Source organism: Methylobacterium sp. J-067, assembly GCF_022829465.1.
Lineage (GTDB): Bacteria > Pseudomonadota > Alphaproteobacteria > Rhizobiales > Beijerinckiaceae > Methylobacterium > Methylobacterium litchii.
Window position 1 is genome coordinate 202,250 of record NZ_JAKSXZ010000108.1, and the last position, 16,085, is coordinate 218,334.

At 68.4% G+C, this 16,085-nt stretch carries 16 protein-coding genes; 5 read left to right on the plus strand and 11 right to left on the minus strand.

Going from position 1 to position 16,085, the window contains the following annotated elements; translation table 11 throughout:
- The first annotated feature begins 352 nt into the window (after window positions 1-352).
- Window positions 353-901, plus strand: a complete 549-nt coding sequence (locus tag MKK52_RS14915) for an HNH endonuclease (protein WP_243955063.1) — start codon at window positions 353-355, stop codon at window positions 899-901.
- Here MKK52_RS14915 and MKK52_RS14920 read toward each other — a convergent pair whose 3' ends face one another.
- From MKK52_RS14920 to MKK52_RS14930, 3 genes are all read right to left on the minus strand, one after another.
- The gene (locus MKK52_RS14920; RefSeq protein ID WP_243955065.1) at window positions 902-1,162 is read right to left on the minus strand and encodes a hypothetical protein; all 261 of its coding nucleotides are present in this window, start codon (window positions 1,160-1,162) and stop codon (window positions 902-904) included.
- A 14-nt stretch (window positions 1,163-1,176) separates the two neighbouring features.
- On the minus strand, window positions 1,177-1,938 hold the full coding sequence (locus MKK52_RS14925; RefSeq protein ID WP_409564672.1) for an outer membrane protein: 762 nt from the start codon (window positions 1,936-1,938) through the stop codon (window positions 1,177-1,179).
- A 193-nt stretch (window positions 1,939-2,131) separates the two neighbouring features.
- On the minus strand, window positions 2,132-3,016 hold the full coding sequence (locus tag MKK52_RS14930; RefSeq protein ID WP_243955069.1) for an outer membrane protein: 885 nt from the start codon (window positions 3,014-3,016) through the stop codon (window positions 2,132-2,134).
- A 230-nt stretch (window positions 3,017-3,246) separates the two neighbouring features.
- Here MKK52_RS14930 and MKK52_RS14935 point away from each other — a divergent pair, with 230 nt between their 5' ends.
- The gene (locus MKK52_RS14935) at window positions 3,247-3,591 is read left to right on the plus strand and encodes an MmcQ/YjbR family DNA-binding protein (protein ID WP_243955070.1); all 345 of its coding nucleotides are present in this window, start codon (window positions 3,247-3,249) and stop codon (window positions 3,589-3,591) included.
- Window positions 3,592-3,598: 7 nt separating this feature from the next.
- Here MKK52_RS14935 and glmM read toward each other — a convergent pair whose 3' ends face one another.
- From glmM to pal, 5 genes are all read right to left on the minus strand, one after another.
- Window positions 3,599-4,939, minus strand: coding sequence for a phosphoglucosamine mutase (gene glmM / locus MKK52_RS14940; protein WP_243955072.1), 1,341 nt, complete (start codon window positions 4,937-4,939; stop codon window positions 3,599-3,601).
- Window positions 4,940-5,132: 193 nt separating this feature from the next.
- Window positions 5,133-7,055, minus strand: a complete 1,923-nt coding sequence (ftsH, locus tag MKK52_RS14945) for an ATP-dependent zinc metalloprotease FtsH (RefSeq protein ID WP_243955074.1) — start codon at window positions 7,053-7,055, stop codon at window positions 5,133-5,135.
- A gap of 64 nt (window positions 7,056-7,119) precedes the next feature.
- Complete coding sequence (gene tilS, locus MKK52_RS14950; RefSeq protein WP_243955076.1) at window positions 7,120-8,184, minus strand: tRNA lysidine(34) synthetase TilS; 1,065 nt, start codon at window positions 8,182-8,184, stop codon at window positions 7,120-7,122.
- The gene (ybgF, locus tag MKK52_RS14955) at window positions 8,181-9,200 is read right to left on the minus strand and encodes a tol-pal system protein YbgF (RefSeq protein WP_409564673.1); all 1,020 of its coding nucleotides are present in this window, start codon (window positions 9,198-9,200) and stop codon (window positions 8,181-8,183) included. The genes tilS and ybgF overlap by 4 nt, the downstream gene beginning before the upstream one ends.
- Window positions 9,201-9,282: 82 nt before the next feature.
- Window positions 9,283-9,801, minus strand: coding sequence for a peptidoglycan-associated lipoprotein Pal (gene pal / locus MKK52_RS14960; protein WP_243955079.1), 519 nt, complete (start codon window positions 9,799-9,801; stop codon window positions 9,283-9,285).
- Between the two features lie 357 nt (window positions 9,802-10,158).
- On the opposite strand from pal, the gene MKK52_RS14965 reads away from it, so the two are divergent.
- Window positions 10,159-10,557, plus strand: coding sequence for a response regulator (locus MKK52_RS14965; RefSeq protein ID WP_243955081.1), 399 nt, complete (start codon window positions 10,159-10,161; stop codon window positions 10,555-10,557).
- On the opposite strand, the gene MKK52_RS14970 is transcribed toward MKK52_RS14965, so the two are convergent.
- A complete protein-coding gene (locus tag MKK52_RS14970) occupies window positions 10,542-11,579 on the minus strand; it encodes a WcbI family polysaccharide biosynthesis putative acetyltransferase (protein WP_243955083.1) in 1,038 nt (345 codons plus the stop codon). The genes MKK52_RS14965 and MKK52_RS14970 overlap by 16 nt on opposite strands.
- Before the next feature lie 68 nt (window positions 11,580-11,647).
- Between MKK52_RS14970 and MKK52_RS14975 the strand changes: the two genes are divergently transcribed.
- Entirely contained in the window at window positions 11,648-12,715 is a 1,068-nt protein-coding gene (locus tag MKK52_RS14975) for a GSCFA domain-containing protein (RefSeq protein WP_243955085.1), read from the plus strand.
- Window positions 12,716-12,740: 25 nt separating this feature from the next.
- Here MKK52_RS14975 and MKK52_RS14980 read toward each other — a convergent pair whose 3' ends face one another.
- Window positions 12,741-13,469: a helix-turn-helix transcriptional regulator gene (locus tag MKK52_RS14980; protein ID WP_243955087.1), complete on the minus strand. Its 729-nt coding sequence runs from the start codon at window positions 13,467-13,469 to the stop codon at window positions 12,741-12,743.
- Between the two features lie 93 nt (window positions 13,470-13,562).
- Between MKK52_RS14980 and MKK52_RS14985 the strand changes: the two genes are divergently transcribed.
- Window positions 13,563-14,174, plus strand: coding sequence for a glutathione S-transferase family protein (locus MKK52_RS14985; RefSeq protein WP_243955089.1), 612 nt, complete (start codon window positions 13,563-13,565; stop codon window positions 14,172-14,174).
- Window positions 14,175-14,230: 56 nt separating this feature from the next.
- Here the strand turns inward: MKK52_RS14985 and MKK52_RS14990 are convergent, their stop codons facing one another.
- Window positions 14,231-15,607, minus strand: a complete 1,377-nt coding sequence (locus MKK52_RS14990) for a 2-hydroxycarboxylate transporter family protein (RefSeq protein WP_243955091.1) — start codon at window positions 15,605-15,607, stop codon at window positions 14,231-14,233.
- Window positions 15,608-16,085: the final 478 nt, after the last annotated feature.

Consider the following 16,085-nt stretch of genomic DNA (forward strand, 5'->3'; position numbering starts at 1 on the left):
CGGCGCGGACAGCTTCACAAGGGTGTCACGGTGGGATTAGATGAAGCCCTTATGGACAGGGCCTTTTCGTCACGACGCGAAGGGGCGCGGCCTGCGGATCTCACGTCCCGGCCCGGCCGCGTACCGTATCCGAGTGCCAGCCCCGGCGTGTATTCGCGCCGGCCTCCGGCCCTGTTTCCCATCCTCACCCACGATCCGACACCGCGCGAGGCGCGCGACGGGATCCGCCCTGCGGCGGTCTCCCGACGCCGCTCTCCGCCCGTTTCCGGCCGCGAGCGCGGCGGATGGGCGGGGCGCGGGACACTTCCCGCGCGCTGGACGCGCCAGAGATAGCCGTGAGCGAGACGCGCCGATGATGGACCTTCAAACACTCGTCCTGAACGCGGATTATCGGCCGCTCTCGTATAATCCGTTGTCGTTGTGGTCCTGGAAGGACGCGTTCACGGCCCTGTTCCTCGACCGCGTGACCCTGGTCGCCAGCTACGACGTGGAGGCGCGCTCGCCCTCGCGGTCGCTGCGGGTGCCGAGCGTGGTGGCGCTGAAGAACTACGTGGCCCTGGCGCGCAGCCCGGCCTTCACCCGCTACAACATCTACCTGCGGGACAGCTTCGCCTGCCAGTACTGCGGTTTGCGCCTGCCCTCGGGTGGCCTGACCTTCGACCACGTGGTGCCGCGCTCGCGGGGCGGTCTGTCGAGCTGGGAGAACGTCGTCGCCGCCTGCTCGCCCTGCAACCTGCGCAAGGCGAACCGCACGCCGGAGGAGGCGGAGATGCCCCTGATGAACGCACCGCGCCGGCCGACGCGGTACGAACTGCACCATCGCCAGCCGGAATTCGACCACCGCCAGTATCACCACACCTGGCTCGACTATCTCTATTGGGACAGCGAGCTGGAAAGCTGATCAGCGGCCGTAGGCGCCGTAACCGGACGGGAGACCCGGCGGCTCGTTGTACATCGGCACCGCGTTGTTGCGCGGGAGGTAGCCGCTGATGATCGGCGGCGGGGAGACGTAGCGTTGCATCGGCACAATTCGGCGGTCGACGCGCACATGGCGCGGCGGCGCATCCGAGAAGGCATCCTCGTGCGCCACGGCGGGGGTGAACCCGCCGCAGAGCAGGATCGCGAGCAACGGCAGGCCAAAGGCCCGCGGACCGAGGGTCATGAGAGGCTCCGGGATCAGAACTTGACCGCCGCGCCGCCGCGGAAGGTGTTCATCTGGACTTGGCGACCGTTGAACTCGGGGAAATTGAGATACTGGTATTCGGCACGCAGCATCACGTTGGGCGTGATGGCGTAGTCGATACCCGCGCCGGCAGCGACACCCACGACCATCTTGGAGGTCGTCACCTGGGCGAAGGGCGCCGACGGATACGGAGCCCGATACAGGCTCTGGCTGAAGTTCGCCTCGCCGATGGCCAAACCGCCGGTGACGTAGGGCAGGAAACTTCCGATGGCGTAGCCGGCGCGCGCACGGATCGTCCCGTAATTCTCGAAGCTCGTCCGGTTCGTCGCCGTGACGGTATCTTGCGTCAGCAGGTTCGTGGCCGTTCCTGTCCAGACCGACTTGCGGCTGTTGTGCGTGTAGTCGGCTTCGATGCCGAGGACGACGTCATCGAACTGAGCATTGAAGCCGGCATAGGCGCCGAAGCTGTCGTTCGATCCACGAGACCCGAAGATTGTCGAGTTGTTGAGGGTGTAGCCGGTCCCCAGGGGCGTCGCGTTGGCGTAGCTCAACAAGGCCGCCTGGGCATCGGCTCGCTTCGTCACGCTGCCGGAGGTCCAACCACCGTGCCCACCGATATAGAACCCGCTCCAGTCGATGACGGCGACGGGGGGCGGATCATAGTCGGCGCCGCGCAGGTAATCGTAGTCGAGGTCGGCGGATTGCGCCGTGCCGACCGCGCTCAGGGCCAACAGTGAAAATAGGATCCTACGCATCCCAACAATCCTCGGGGCTGCGAAGCCATTAAATCTTCACGCCACGGTTTAGGGTTACCGCAGTAACCTTAATCGACCGTTGCATTAGGCAAGTTCAGCGTGTTTCGCCTTGCGCTGAACGCAATTTTCGGTTCGCGACAAACACGAACGGCGCGGGAAGCCCGCGCCGTCCGGAAACGTCCTGGAGGGTCGATCAGTACTTGCGGACCAGCGGCTCGGGCATGAGCGGCGGGAGGGCGGGAACGAAGGCGCTGCCGATCAGGTAGCGGACGCCGAGCTTGATGTCGTGCGCCTCGAGGTTCTTCGCCTTCAGCACCGTGGTGCAGGCCGGAGCTGAGGCGTCGAGGCAGGTCAGCACGCCGGTCTGAGCGTGGCCGAGGTTGAGGTAACGGTAGGCCAGTTCGACCTTGAAGTTCGGGGTCACGTCGTAGGCAAGACCGGCATGGAGCGCCCAGGCGAAGCTCTCGGTGGTCTTCGACTTGAAGACGCCCGGCGAGGTCGGCTGGTTGTAGACGTACGGCGCGTAGAAGTTGGTGACGCCGCTGTCGGTAAAGCCCGAGAAGTAGTTGAAGGCCGCGCCGACGCCGCCGCCGACGAACGGCGTGATGCCGTACCACGTGCCGAGGTCGAAATAGCCGTTCGCAAGGACGACGGCGGCATCGTAATGGCCGCTGGTCAGGTTGAAGTTGCGGCCCGTCGGATCGCAGCCGCAGCCGCTGCCGAAGTCGTTATAGCTCGACAGGCGCAGGGAGGCCGTGCGGTACTCACCGGTCACGTCGGCGCGGAAGAAGTTGTTGAACTGGTAGCCGACACCGACGCCCGCGAAGAGGCCGCCCGACTGAGCTTCACCGAAGAAATGCGTACCGGGAATATCGTTCACGGCATACTTCGGGGCGGTGTAGATGCTGGCGCCGACGTCGCCGCGCAGATACCAGCCGCCGGCGAAATCGACCGGCGGGGGCAGCGGCGGGGGAGGGGGCGGAGGCAGGAGGTCGGCAGCGAATGCCAGACCGGGTGCGCCGATGCTCGCCACGAGCGTCGCGACGCGCACCACAGCGTGAAGCTTGGAGCGGGCCATAAGGATTCCTTCACTCGTATCGTGTGCCGGAAGCTTAGTGCCGGCTGATTGACATTCACGAGAATGACGGGAACACCTTAAATCGGACTTAACGTTAAGTTTTAGTCCTGACAAAGTTTTCGACCGAGGCGCGAAGTGTTGCGCAGCCGTTAAGGTCTCGGAAACAGGCGGGGCGTGGGGCGAGGATTGGGTTTGGGCAGCTTCGGAAGGTTTCCGGGAAGAATCGGCCGATGACCGGCGACGATGTACGGGCCCTGGCCCGCCTCCTGCCCGAGGTCATCGAGGGCACGCATCGCGGCAACCCGGATTTCCGCGTCGGCGGACGGGTGCTCGGCACGCTCTGGGTGGAGGAGGAGCGGGTGGTGCTGCGGTTGAGCCCGGAGGCGCAGGAGATGTTCTGCGAGGCCGAGCCGGACCTGTTCCAGCCCCTCGACGGCGCCTGGGGGCGCCGGGGCTGGACGAATCTCGACTTGTATGACTGCGAGGAGGAAACCCTGCGCGACGCGCTGCTTGCGGCGTGGCGGATCACCGCCCCGGCCGACCTCGTGCTGCGCTACGAGGGGCGGCCGGGCTGAGCCTGCGTCAGGCGGCGGCTTTGGCGACGGCCTCGACCACCTCGTCCACCACCTCGGCAACCAGAGTGCGGTCGTCGCCCTCCGCCATCACGCGGATCACCGGCTCGGTGCCCGACGGGCGGATGACGAGGCGGCCCGACTGGCCGAGCCGTCCCCGCGCCTGCTCGATCACCGTCACCACGCTCTCCTGCCGCAGGGGCTCGCCGGAGCGGTAGCGGACGTTCTTCAGGATCTGCGGAAGCGGATCGAAGCAATGGCAGACTTCGCTGACCGGCTTGCCGCTGCGCTGGACGACGCTGAGCAATTGCAGGGCGGCGACCAGACCGTCCCCGGTCGTGGTGTAGTCCGACATGATGATGTGGCCGGATTGCTCGCCGCCGAGGTTGTAGCCGTGCTCGCGCATATGCTCCAGCACATAGCGGTCGCCCACGGCGGTGCGGGCGAGGTGGAGGCCGATGCCGCCGAGGAAACGCTCCAGGCCCAGGTTCGACATGATGGTGGCGACCACGCCCGGCTGGGTGAGGCGCTCGTCCTCTTGCCAGGAGCGGGCGATGGCGGCCATCAGCTGGTCGCCGTCGACCACATGGCCCTTCTCGTCCACGATGAGCACCCGGTCGGCGTCGCCGTCGAGGGCGATGCCGATATCGGCGCGGCGCTCGCGCACCATGTCCACGAGGGCGGTCGGCGCGGTGGAGCCGACATCGCGGTTGATGTTGAACCCGTCCGGCTCGACGCCGATGCTGATCACGTCGGCGCCGAGTTCCCACAGGGTCTCCGGCGCCACGCGGTAGGCGGCGCCGTTGGCGCAATCCACCACCACCCGCAGCCCGTCGAGGGTGACGGAGCGGGGCAGGGTCCGCTTGGCGAACTCCACGTAGCGGGCATGAACGGATTCGATCCGCTTCGCCCGGCCGAGGTCGGAGGAGCCGGCGAGGCGCTTGTGCAACTCGGCGTCGATCAGCGCCTCGATCTCGCGCTCGACATCGTCATTGAGCTTGAAGCCGTCGGGCCCGAACAGCTTGATGCCGTTATCCTCGAACGGGTTGTGCGAGGCCGAGATCATCACGCCGATGTCGGCGCGCATGGAGCGGGTGAGCATCGCCACCGCCGGGGTCGGAACCGGGCCGAGGAGCAGCACATCCATGCCCACCGAGGTGAAGCCAGCGACCAGGGCGGTCTCGATCATGTAGCCCGAGAGGCGCGTGTCCTTGCCGATCACCACCCGGTGACGGTGGTCGCCGCGCTGGAACACGAGGCCCGCCGCCTGCCCGACCTTCAGGGCGAGCTCCGGCGTGATGATGCCGTTGGCGCGGCCACGGATGCCGTCGGTCCCGAAATACTTGCGCAACGTCGCGTCTCCGGCGCCGTTCGGGGCGCACCCGGCCATCATAGCAGACTTCGCCCGCCGGCCGAGCTTCGGCCGGAGGCGTGGTGAATCGGGTGCTCCGTGAGAAAGGCGTTCGAAATACGGCGGGCAATATGCGCCGCCCAACGAAAAGGGGCGCCTCGCGGCGCCCCTCATCACGTCAGTGCATCACGGTTCAGACCTGCGGCTGGGGCTCCATCCCGCCGTCGCTCTCCTTCGGCCGCCCACGGCCGGCGGAGGGGACGGAGGAGGGCCGGGCCGGCGTCGAGGGCGTGTCGCCGCCGTCGCGGACAGGCGGCTGGCCCTTGATGAGGTTGCGGATCTCCTCACCGGTCAGGGTCTCGTATTCGAGGAGGCCCTGCGCCAGCGACTCGAGGTCGTCCTTACGCTCGGCGAGGATGCGCCGGGCGTCGGTCAGGCCCGTCTCGACGAGACGGCGCACCTCGGCGTCGATCTTCTGGGCGGTCGACTCGGACACCGATTGCTGGCGGCCCATCGACATGCCGAGGAAGACCTCGTCGTTGTTGTCGCCGTAGGCGACGGTGCCGAGCTCGGGCGAGAAGCCCCAGCGGGTCACCATCATCTTCGCTAGGCGGGTGGCCTGCTCGATGTCCGACTGGGCGCCGGAGGTCACCTTGTCCTGGCCGAAGATCATCTCCTCGGCGACGCGGCCACCCATCATGATCGCCAGCCGCGAGGTCATCTGCTCGAACGACATCGACAGCTTGTCGCGCTCGGGCAGCTGCATGACCATGCCGAGGGCACGGCCGCGCGGGATGATCGTCGCCTTGTGGACCGGGTCGGTTGCCGGAACGTTGAGGGCGACGATGGCGTGGCCACCCTCGTGATAGGCGGTGAGCCGCTTCTCGTCCTCGGTCATGACGAGGGTGCGCCGCTCGGCGCCCATCATCACCTTGTCCTTGGCGTCCTCGAACTCGTGCATCGTGACGATCCGCTTGCCGCGACGGGCGGCGAGCAGGGCCGATTCGTTGACGAGGTTCATCAGGTCCGCGCCCGAGAAGCCGGGGGTGCCGCGGGCGATGGTCTTCAGATCGACGTCTGGAGCCAGCGGCACCTTGCGGACGTGGACGCGCAGGATGCGCTCACGGCCGGTGACGTCGGGGTTCGGCACCATGATCTGGCGGTCGAACCGGCCCGGACGCAGCAGCGCGGGGTCGAGCACGTCGGGGCGGTTGGTGGCCGCGATGATGATCACGCCCTCGTTCGCCTCGAACCCGTCCATCTCCACGAGGAGCTGGTTCAGGGTCTGCTCGCGCTCGTCGTTGCCGCCGCCGAGGCCGGCGCCACGATGGCGGCCGACCGCGTCGATCTCGTCGATGAAGATGATGCAGGGCGCGTTCTTCTTCGCCTGCTCGAACATGTCGCGCACGCGGCTGGCGCCGACGCCCACGAACATCTCCACGAAGTCCGAGCCGGAGATGGTGAAGAACGGCACGTTGGCCTCACCCGCGACGGCGCGGGCGATGAGCGTCTTACCCGTGCCGGGGGGGCCCACGAGGAGCACGCCGCGCGGGATGCGGCCGCCGAGGCGCTGGAACTTCTGCGGGTCGCGGAGGAACTCCACGATCTCCTGAAGGTCCTCCTTGGCCTCCTCGACGCCGGCGACGTCATCGAAGGAGACGCGCCCATGCGCCTCATTCAGGAGCTTGGCCTTCGACTTGCCGAAGCCCATCGCCCGTCCGGCGCCGGACTGCATCTGGCGCGACAGGAAGATCCAGGCGCCGATGAACACGAGGATGGGCAGCCAGCTCACGAGAAGCTGGATGAACCAGGGCGTGTTGTCGGACGGCGGACGCGCGGTGATCTGCACGCCCTTGCCCTGGAGCTTGGTGACGAGGTTCGGGTCGTTGGGCGCGTAACTGGTGAAGTTGCCGCCGCCGACATAGGTGCCGGACACGTCCTGCCCGGAGATCACCACCGACTGGATCTTGCCGGCATCGGCATCGTTCAGCAGTTGGCTGTAGGCGATCTCGCTGCCGCCGCCCCGATGCCCAGGATTCTGGAACAGCGTCACGAGGGCGAGCACAAGCAGGAAGATGACGACCCACAAGGCGAAGTTGCGGAAATTCGGGTTCATCGATCGATCCTTGGCGCGCGCGGTCCCCCAGATGGCTCTCGCGCAGCAGCGCCAGCCCGTCCGATCACGCATCGCCAATGTAGGCGGGGGGGTGTTCGTTGCCAAGTAAGACGGTCGGCGGTGCCGCAGGCCCGGCATTCTTCCGGGGAGGAGCGGGCACAAGTGTCACCACTCCACTGCTCTTAGCCGACACGGAGTACCCCGCGAGGGTTCGCCGCAGGCTCGCTCCGGCATGCAAGGCAGGCAGCAAAGCGTCGAGCACCAGGGCTTCGAGCTTCTCCAGCCGGTAGCCGGCCGCGCCTGCGCGCCTGATCGCCAGATCGAAGCAGCGCAGGGCGATGGCCTCCGGCAGAGCCCGCAGCCGCGTTCCGTCGAGGCGCAGCGTCCCCTCCGGTGCCGGGAGCAGGGCGTCGCGGAGGGCGGTCTCCGCTGCCTGTCGCAGCGCGGCCTCGTCGCGGGCAGCCCGCTCGGCCAGCCGCGCGAGCCGCGCGCTCGTCAGGCCCTCGGCGGCGAGGGCCGAGGCCGCCGCCCGCAGGCGGGCGCGGGCGAAGCGCGGGTTCGTGTTCGAGGGATCCTGCAGGAACGTCAGGCTTCGCGCCTCGCACCAGCCGACCAGCACCGCCTTGTCGAGGCCGAGAAAGGGCCGCCCGAGGCGCAGGCCCGGCGCGAGCATCCGTTCGGGGCGCATACCCGCGAGCCCGGCGAGCGCGCTGCCGGCGGCGAGCCGCATCAGCACCGTTTCGGCCTGATCGTCGCGGGTATGGGCGGTGAGGATGAGATCCGCGCCGATGGCGGCGGCATGGTCGGCGAGGAGCCGGTAGCGCGCGGCGCGGGCGGCGTCCTGAAGGCCCGTGGTGGGCTTGTCGCCCTGCCAGCGCAGCACCGCGTGGGGCAATCCGAGGTCGGCGGCGGCGCGGCCGACCGAGTCGGCCTCGGAGGCCGCGTCCGGGCGCAGGCCGTGATCGACGGTGGCGACGTGGAGGGGCATATCGGGTCGGAGGCTCGCCGCCGCGTGCATCAGCGCGGTCGAATCGGGGCCGCCGGAGACGGCGAGGAGGAGCGTTCGCGAAGAGTCCGGTCTCAGCCAGGGGTGGAGCGCGTCGAGGACAGGATCGTCCGGCGGGGTCACGCCGCGCAGCGGGCGCGCTTCTGTTCCCGCGTCACGCCCTGGCGCACGCCGGTCCCGGCATTCGGGAACTTGCGCTCGAGTTCGGCGAGGGTGGCGCAGGCCTGCTCCTTGGCGCCCAGGGCGTTCAGGGAGACGCTGAGCTTCAGCATCGCCTCCGGCGCCTGGGCAGAGCGGGCGTAATCGGTCGAGACCTTCAGGAACTGCTCCGCCGCCTCGCGGGTGCGGCCCCGGGCGAGGTAGCTTTCGCCCAGCCAGTAGGTCGCGCCGGGCACGCGAGCGTCGCGCGGGTGCGATTGCAGGAACTGACGCAGGCTCATCTCGGCCTGCTCGTATTGACGGGACTGGATCAGCTCGACGGCCGAATCGTAATCGGCCCCGGCATCCGGCGTGCCGGTGGCGGCGACGCTCTCGCTGGGGCGCGGTGCTACCGAGGGGATCGCGCCCGTGCGGCGCGGCGGGTTCAGGTCGACGGGCTCGTCGTAGGAGCCGGTGGGCTCGCCCTCATCGTCGAGGGCGCCGCGCGGGAGGGGCGCGGCCTCGGCGGTTTCACGAGGAGGCAACGGTGCGGAGGGCTCGGTGGCGCCGAGCCGCATCGGGGCGCCGGGCGCCTCGGGGTTCTGGTCGGGATCGAAGGCGTCACCGCGCTTCTGCGACGGCTGGCGCGTGCCGCCTCCGTTGAAACCGGGATTGCCGCCGTTGACCGAGTTCGGCGCGGCGGGAGCCGGGACGGCCGAGGGTGCGGGGCTGCGGGCGGGCTTCGCCGCGGCGGCGGCACCTCCGCCGCCCTTTTCGTTCAGGCGGAATTCAACGTCCTCCTGGAACTTGCGCAGCTGCTCCTTAAGCTGGCGGTTCTCGTATTGGAGGGTCTCGATCTGCCCCGACATCGTGCGGGACTGGCTTTCGAGCCGCCCCAGCCGAACGACGAGTTCGGAGGCATCCTGCGCCATCGCTGGGCCGAACAGGGCCGGCAGGATCACGAGGGCGGCGAGGAAACGTCTGGGAAGGCGGGCGTGCATGGGGCTCGGCTTGCAGTCAGCGGACGGGGCGCGCCCTAACAGAACGCCCCGTCCGCGGCAAAAAGACGGCCGGCGGGCCGGATCAGGCGCCCGCGCCCCGGTCGAGCACGATCACCGCGCGGCGGTTCTGCGACCAGCAGGAGATGTCGTTGCACACGGCGACCGGCCGTTCCTTGCCGTAGGAGACGGTCCGCATCCGGCCGGCGGCGATGCCGCGGGTGGTCAGGTAGTCGAACACGGACTGGGCGCGGCGGGCGCCGAGGGAGAAGTTGTACTCGCGGGTGCCGCGCTCGTCGGCATGGCCTTCCACGATGAACGTGTAGCGCGGGTAGCGCTGCAGCCATGCGGCCTGCTTGTCGAGGGTGGCGGTGGCGGTGGGCGTCAGATCGGTGGAATCCGATTCGAAGAAGACGCGGTCGCCGACATTGACCACGAAATCCTGGGCGCTGCCGGGCGTCGAGGCCCCGCCGGCGCCGTTGGCACCGTAAGCCGAGGCGTCGGCGAGATCGCTGTCCTTGCTGCAGGCGCCGAGCCCGAGGGCGGCACAGACAGAGAGACCGAGGGCGACGGCGCGCAGGCGCCGGGTGATGATGGCGGACATCGTGTACGAAACTCCTCGCGCGGTGCCGAAGGCCGGCTGGGGTCTTCGAGGCAGGGCCGCGTCCGTTTGTCTGCGTCCCATTAAGGCTACGATGGTTAAGCCCGGGTTCAGCGGGCTGCCCCAAACGGCGCTTGCGCCCGCTGCCTCTGTCGGAGCGTGCGCCGACGCACCCGCGCTCCGGTGAGGCGCCCGGAATGCGGCCCGGGCGCGGCATCTCCCCCGGCCCGCTGCGATTTCACCGAAACGGTGTCCCCGAGGCCACAGCCGCCCGTCAGGCCGGAAAGCTCTGCTCATGTTTAACCGCGCCTTAATCGGGTCGCTCGATCCTGAATCGTCGCGTTCATCGGTGCGCCCCCCATGCTCCAAAGCCAGAGCGTCCTGATCGTCGAAGACAGCTATCTCCTGCTGGAGATCGTCGCGAACCTGTGCGAGGCGTGCGGCATCCGGGTGCTCGAAGCCTCGACGGGGGAGGCGGCGCTCACCCTCCTGCGCAAGCGCGGGGAGGAGGTCGATTGGCTCCTCACCGACATCCACCTGCCGGGCCTCATCGACGGCTGGACGGTGGCGGGGGCGTTCCGGGCGATCAAGCCGGAGGGACCGGTGGTCTACACTTCGGCGGACACGTCGTCCCGCAACCGGGGCGTGCCCGGCAGCCTGTTCCTGCGCAAGCCGTTCCAGGTGCGCGAGATCGATGCCACCGTCCGCATCATGGCGGAGGGTTTCGCCGCACCGGCCGCGCTCTACGCGGCGGGCTGAGCCGATCCGCGAAACAGGGCCACGATCTCCGGCAGGCTCAGCCAAATCTCAACGCGCGCACAGTGCAGATCGGACGCGGCCATCCCGTCATAGAGCGAATAGCTCGCGGCGACGAAGGCCGACAGGTCGTAGAGCACCGGAAACGCCCCGTCCCGCGCCTTGGCCTTGAACAGGTAGGATCCGGACAACCCGAACTGCGCGGCGATCGGCGGATAGATCGGCCAGATCACGTCGTGGACGAGTTCGTCGGCGAGGTAATCCTCCACCTCGACCGGCGCCGGCTCGATGCCGGCTTCCCGCAACAGCCGTTTGGCGATGTCGCCCACCACGAACGGCTTCGGGTGGTTCATCAGGTGCATGAAGGCGCCGCGCCGCGCCCAGCGGGTCAGTTCGCGGTCGAGGCCGAAGCCGGCCTGCTCGGCGGCGCTCGTCAATTCGCGCACCGCCGGCTCCCACCAATCGAGGTACCCGAGCCGGGCGAAGACCTCCTCGCGGAACAGGCCGACCGTGCGCGCCGCATCGAGCCCGAGCCTATGCGCCATCAGCACGATGGCCGAGTGGTACTGACCGAGGGGAGAGGGTGTGAGTTTCAGGGACGCGAGGTCGGAGGCTGCGCCGGCATAGACCATGTCCGGGTGGAAGGCCGAGAAGACGATGGAGGGGACCAGCGTCAGGCGCGGCTCGATCTCCTTCAGCCGTGCGCTGCCGCCGCCGGGGATCAGCCCCTCGGGAAAGGCCTGGCTGAAGACCCGGTGATGCCCGTGCAGCACCCGCGCGAGGGCGTCGAGCTGGCCGTGCTCGCGCTTCAGCGTCCCCATGGAAAAGTAGCGCACGGGGCTCTGCGGTGCGAGCAGCCGCATGGCCTGGGCCAGCGCCCGCGCTTGGCAATTGCCGATGATCGCGATGGAGGGGCCTTTGCGCGCCTGATCCTCGCGGGACCGGCTTCGCCACGCTGTCGCCCAGGAAGGGGCCGACAGGGAGAGCGCATGGCGCGCGCGCCGGGGCAGATCGGTCAGGGCCACGTTGCGCGCTGGTCTTGAGCGGAGGGCGGCAGCGGCGTAACTCGCCGCGGCGGCAAGAGGGTTCGGTGATGGCGAATAATCCGTACACGGGTCTACCGGCCGAGCGTTTCTGGCGCAAGGTCGTGACCAACGTGCCGCCCTTCGCCGTCAATCCGCACCCAAAGGGCGCCTTCACCATCGCGCCGACCGACAAGGTCGCCACGGGCGGCTCCTGCTTCGCACAGCGGGTGGCCGAAGCCGTGCGCGGAGCCGGGTTCAACTATTATCTCACCGAGCCGCCGCTCCCCGGTATGACCGAAGCCGAGGCCAATGCCCGGCAGTTCGGCACCTTCTCCGCGCGCTACGGCAACCTCTACTACACGCGCCAGTTCGTGCAGCTCTTCGACCGCGCCTACGGTCAGTTCGAGCCGGAACTGAAGGCGTGGCTGCGCGACGACGGGCGCTACGTCGATCCGTTCCGGCCGACCGTCGAGCCGCAGGGCTTCGCCAGCGAGGCGGAGGTGATCGCCGCCCGCGATGCGCATCTCGCCGCCGTGCGCCACCTGTTCGAGACCCTGGACGTCTTCGTGCTGACCCTCGGCCTCACCGAAGGCTGGCGCTGGCGGGCGGACGGGGCGGCGCTTCCCCTGGCGCCGGGCGTGGCGGGCGGCACCTTCGACGCGGACCTCTACGAGTGCGTCAACGCCGGCTCGGCCGAGGTTCTGGCCGACCTGAACGGGTTCCTCGACCGGCTGTGGAGTGTCAACCCGACCGCGCGGGTGATCTTCACCGTGTCGCCCGTGCCGATGATCGCCACCTATATGGACCGTCACGTCATGGAGTCGAACAGCTACTCCAAGTCGGTCCTGCGCGTGGCGGCGGGGGAAGTCGTGGCGCGCAACGACCCCCGCGCGGTGTACTTCCCGGCCTACGACATCGTCACCAGCAACGTGAATGCGGGGCGCTACTACAACGACGACCAGCGCACCATCAACGATGCCGGCGTACGCCACGTGATGCGGTTGTTCCTCGCCACCTTCGCGAAGGACAGGGTCTCGGCCGCCCCGCTTCAGGCCCCCGTCGACCTCGCCGCCGAGTTCGAGGGCAATGCCGGCGTGATCTGCGACGAGGAGGAGATCGAGCGCAGCGTCGCGTGAGGCTCGCGCCGACGCCGCTGCGCCATCACCCGGCCGTCACGGCCGCGGGCGGTTTGGAGAGGGTGGTCTTCCGCGTCTCGACGAGGTTGCGCTTCCAGCGCGCCCGGAGGAGGGCGGGCCTGACCCCGTGACGCTCATCGAGGAACCGTGCATCGACGATCCGGTCGGTGCGGAAATGCCGGAACTCCTGGCGAAGCTCGCACCAGGCCGCGAGGACGCGCGCCTGATCGAAATAGCCGACGATCACGGGCCAGACGATCCGCTCGCTCCGTTCGCCCCGGATATCGCGATAGCTCAGGCAGACCTTGCGCGCGTCGCGGATCGCCTGCCGGACCTGTGCCACGTCGATGCCGTCGCCGGCCTGCGGGTGGCCGGGGGGAGTACCGATTGACGGATCGGTGAGCAGGGGCCGCAGGCGCTCGGGCACGACGGCGGTGATCTTGGCGATGAGATCGAGGGCGGCCCGAGAGAGGACCGGATCGCCGCGCCCGGCGACCCATTGCGCGCCGAGCACGGCCGCCTCGATCTCATCGGGCGTCAGCATCAGCGGGGGCATGTCGAACGCGTCACCGAGCACATAGCCGAGCCCGGCCTCGCCCTGGATCGGGACGCGCTGCCCGATGAGATCGGCCAAGTCGCGATAGATCGTGCGCACCGAGACTTCCAACTCGGTGGAGATGGCGGCGGCGGTGACGGGCCGTGACGAGCGCCGCAGGATCTGGATGATCTGGAAAAGTCTGTCCGCCCGGCGCATCGCCTGTCTCCTGCTGCCAGGATGCTGTCAGGAGGGGGCTTCTACAAGCGTCGGGCCGCGCCTGTCCCGCTTCGTGGCCGAGGTACGAAGACCATGATCACCCTGTATCACGCTCCCCAATCCCGCTCCTCGCGCATCATCTGGCTGCTGGAGGAAATCGGCGCCCCCTACGTCATCAGGCCGGTGTCGATCTACCGGCCGATGACGGAAACCGGCGAGCCGGATGCCGACAATCCGCATCCCGACAAGCGCGTGCCCGCCCTCGACCACGACGGCGTGCTGATCACCGAATCGGTCGCGATCGTACTCCACCTCTGCGAGGCGTTCCCCCAGGCTGCTTTGGCCCCCGCCGTCGGCGATCCGCGCCGGGGCGCGTTCCTGACATGGATCGCGTGGTACGCCTGCGAACTCGAACCGGCCCTATTCGCCGGCCTGTCGGGCGAGCTGGCGGAATCGCCGCAGAAACGGCGGAACCACGAAGCGGTCATGCACCGGCTCGAAACCACCCTGACGCGCGTCCCCTATGTGACGGGCGAGACGTTCAGCGGCGCCGATCTCCTGATCGGCAGCGCCTTGGGCTTCGCCCGTCAGGCGTTCCCGTCGAGCAATGCCCTCGATGCCTACGTCACGCGGTGCAAGGAGCGGCCTGCGGCCGTCCGCGGCGTGGCGCTGGATGGCGCATCCGGCCCGCAAGCCGGTCGCTAGCCTCGTTGCTGCCTCGCCTCACGACGAGTCAGCATGTCGTGGCAGGGCCGGCGCCCTCAGACGCCGATCCACTTCATCACGATGAGGGTGCCCGTCACCGTCAGGGCGCCGCCGATGCGGGTGGCGATTTGGGCGAAGGGCATCAGCGCCATGCGGTCGGCGGCAGTGAGGATCGCCACGTCGCCGGTGCCGCCCTGGCCGCTGTGGCAGGCGTTCACGATGGCCGTCTCGATCGGGTACATGTTCATGGCCCGCCCGACGAAGAACCCCACCGTCATCAGCGTCCCCACGGTCGCGATGATAGTGATGAGGTTCACGAGGGTGAACGCTGCCATCAGGTCCTTCCACGGGGTCAGCGCCACGCCGATGGCGAAGAGCAGCGGGTAGGTCATGCTGATCTGCACGAACTTGTAGACCACGAAGCCGCCCGCCTGGAGCCGGGGGGAGACGGCGCTGGCGAGCTTGGCGAACACCGCCAGGAACAGCATCGCCACGGGCGCCGGCAGGCCGGTCAGGTGATGGCACATCACGCCGAGCAGGTAGAGCGTGATCGCGGTGAGGCCGGCCGCGCCGATCGTGGCGGGGTCGATGCCCTTCTGCGCGGCCTCGGACTTGGCCTGGGCGTCGCTGGACTTGAACTCCTCGGCGTCGGGCTGCAGCTTGCCGTTGCCGGTGAGGTGCGGCTTCTTCTTGCCGACGTAGTTCAGGGTGCCCGACAGCACGATGGCGGTGAGCGAGCCGAGCATAACCGGCGGCAGCACCTGCGCGAACATCACGCCCTGTTGCGTGCCGAGGATGGCGGCGTAGCCGATGGAGAGCGGGATCGCGCCCTCGCCGACGCCGCCGGCCATGATCGGCACCACGATGAAGAAGAAGGTCTTGTAGGCCCCGATCCCGAGCAGCGTGCCGACGAGGGTCCCGACGAGGCCCGCCGCCACGGAGCCGATGGCCAGCGGCGCAAAGATCTTCAGGAAGCCCTTGATCAGGACCTCACGATCCATGCCCAGGATGGACCCGACGATGATCGTGGCGATGTAGATGTAGAGGAAGTTCGTGAACTTGGTGAAGTCGATGATCGCCTTCTCCATCTGCGGCGGCACGAACTTGTAGTAGACGAGCGCCGAGGGGATGAAGGTCGCGAAGATCGCGCCCGCGCCGATGTTCCTGAGGATCGGGAGCCGCTTGCCGATCTCGGCGCAGGTGAAGCCGCCCATCACCAGCACGGCGATCATCGTCGGCCCGTCCGGCTTGATCTCGCCCTCCTGGACCAGGACCACGAGGAGGGCGGCCAGGATCAGGTAGACCGGCAGCGGGATGATGCCGATCTTGATGTCGATCAGGCGCCACCATCCCTCCGGCCAGAAACGGCGCGAGGCCGGCGCGACCGCTGGTGTCACGTGGGCGGTGCTCGGGCTCGAAGCTCCGGTACTCATCGCTGTCCTCCGAAATCCGGCCTCTGGCGGGCCGGTCCGTTGTCCTGTGCGAAGCCCTGGCCGGATTCGGAGCGGGCGGCGCCGTCAGATGTCGGTCTGGGGTATCAGCGCGCTATCGGGGCGGCAACGCGGCGGGAGAGACAACGAACTCTCAGTGTAGTTCATCCCACGCGGATGTCATTTCGTGGAGAGACTGGACCGGCGGCCCATGGCGCCTCGCTTTTAGGCAGCAGAACAACAAAAAAGGCCCGGCGCTGGCGCCGAGCCTCGAAGACCGCATGACACGGGGTTCATCCGGGACGCCGGGGAGGATCCTCCCCAGCGCCTGATGCGACTTAGAAGTCGCGCTGGACGCGGAAGCGCGCCTGGAAGACGTCGGTGCTGGTGATGGTCTTCACCGGGATACCCGAGTTCACCTGGGCGGCGGTGTAGTTGAACTTCTGGGTGTCGAGCACCCGGCCGTTCTGGACACCGTACT

Coding starts and splice junctions, on each gene's coding strand:
- MKK52_RS14925 (WP_409564672.1), bottom strand. CDS start 1,938: ATGCGTAGGATCCTATTTTCACTGTTGGCCCTGAGCGCGGTCGGCACG.
- MKK52_RS14990 (WP_243955091.1), bottom strand. CDS start 15,607: ATGAGTACCGGAGCTTCGAGCCCGAGCACCGCCCACGTGACACCAGCG.
- MKK52_RS14915 (WP_243955063.1), top strand. CDS start 353: ATGATGGACCTTCAAACACTCGTCCTGAACGCGGATTATCGGCCGCTC.
- MKK52_RS14980 (WP_243955087.1), bottom strand. CDS start 13,469: ATGCGCCGGGCGGACAGACTTTTCCAGATCATCCAGATCCTGCGGCGC.
- MKK52_RS14975 (WP_243955085.1), top strand. CDS start 11,648: ATGGCGAATAATCCGTACACGGGTCTACCGGCCGAGCGTTTCTGGCGC.
- MKK52_RS14920 (WP_243955065.1), bottom strand. CDS start 1,162: ATGACCCTCGGTCCGCGGGCCTTTGGCCTGCCGTTGCTCGCGATCCTG.
- MKK52_RS14985 (WP_243955089.1), top strand. CDS start 13,563: ATGATCACCCTGTATCACGCTCCCCAATCCCGCTCCTCGCGCATCATC.
- MKK52_RS14930 (WP_243955069.1), bottom strand. CDS start 3,016: ATGGCCCGCTCCAAGCTTCACGCTGTGGTGCGCGTCGCGACGCTCGTG.
- ybgF (WP_409564673.1), bottom strand. CDS start 9,200: ATGCACGCCCGCCTTCCCAGACGTTTCCTCGCCGCCCTCGTGATCCTG.
- ftsH (WP_243955074.1), bottom strand. CDS start 7,055: ATGAACCCGAATTTCCGCAACTTCGCCTTGTGGGTCGTCATCTTCCTG.
- pal (WP_243955079.1), bottom strand. CDS start 9,801: ATGTCCGCCATCATCACCCGGCGCCTGCGCGCCGTCGCCCTCGGTCTC.
- MKK52_RS14965 (WP_243955081.1), top strand. CDS start 10,159: ATGCTCCAAAGCCAGAGCGTCCTGATCGTCGAAGACAGCTATCTCCTG.
- MKK52_RS14935 (WP_243955070.1), top strand. CDS start 3,247: ATGACCGGCGACGATGTACGGGCCCTGGCCCGCCTCCTGCCCGAGGTC.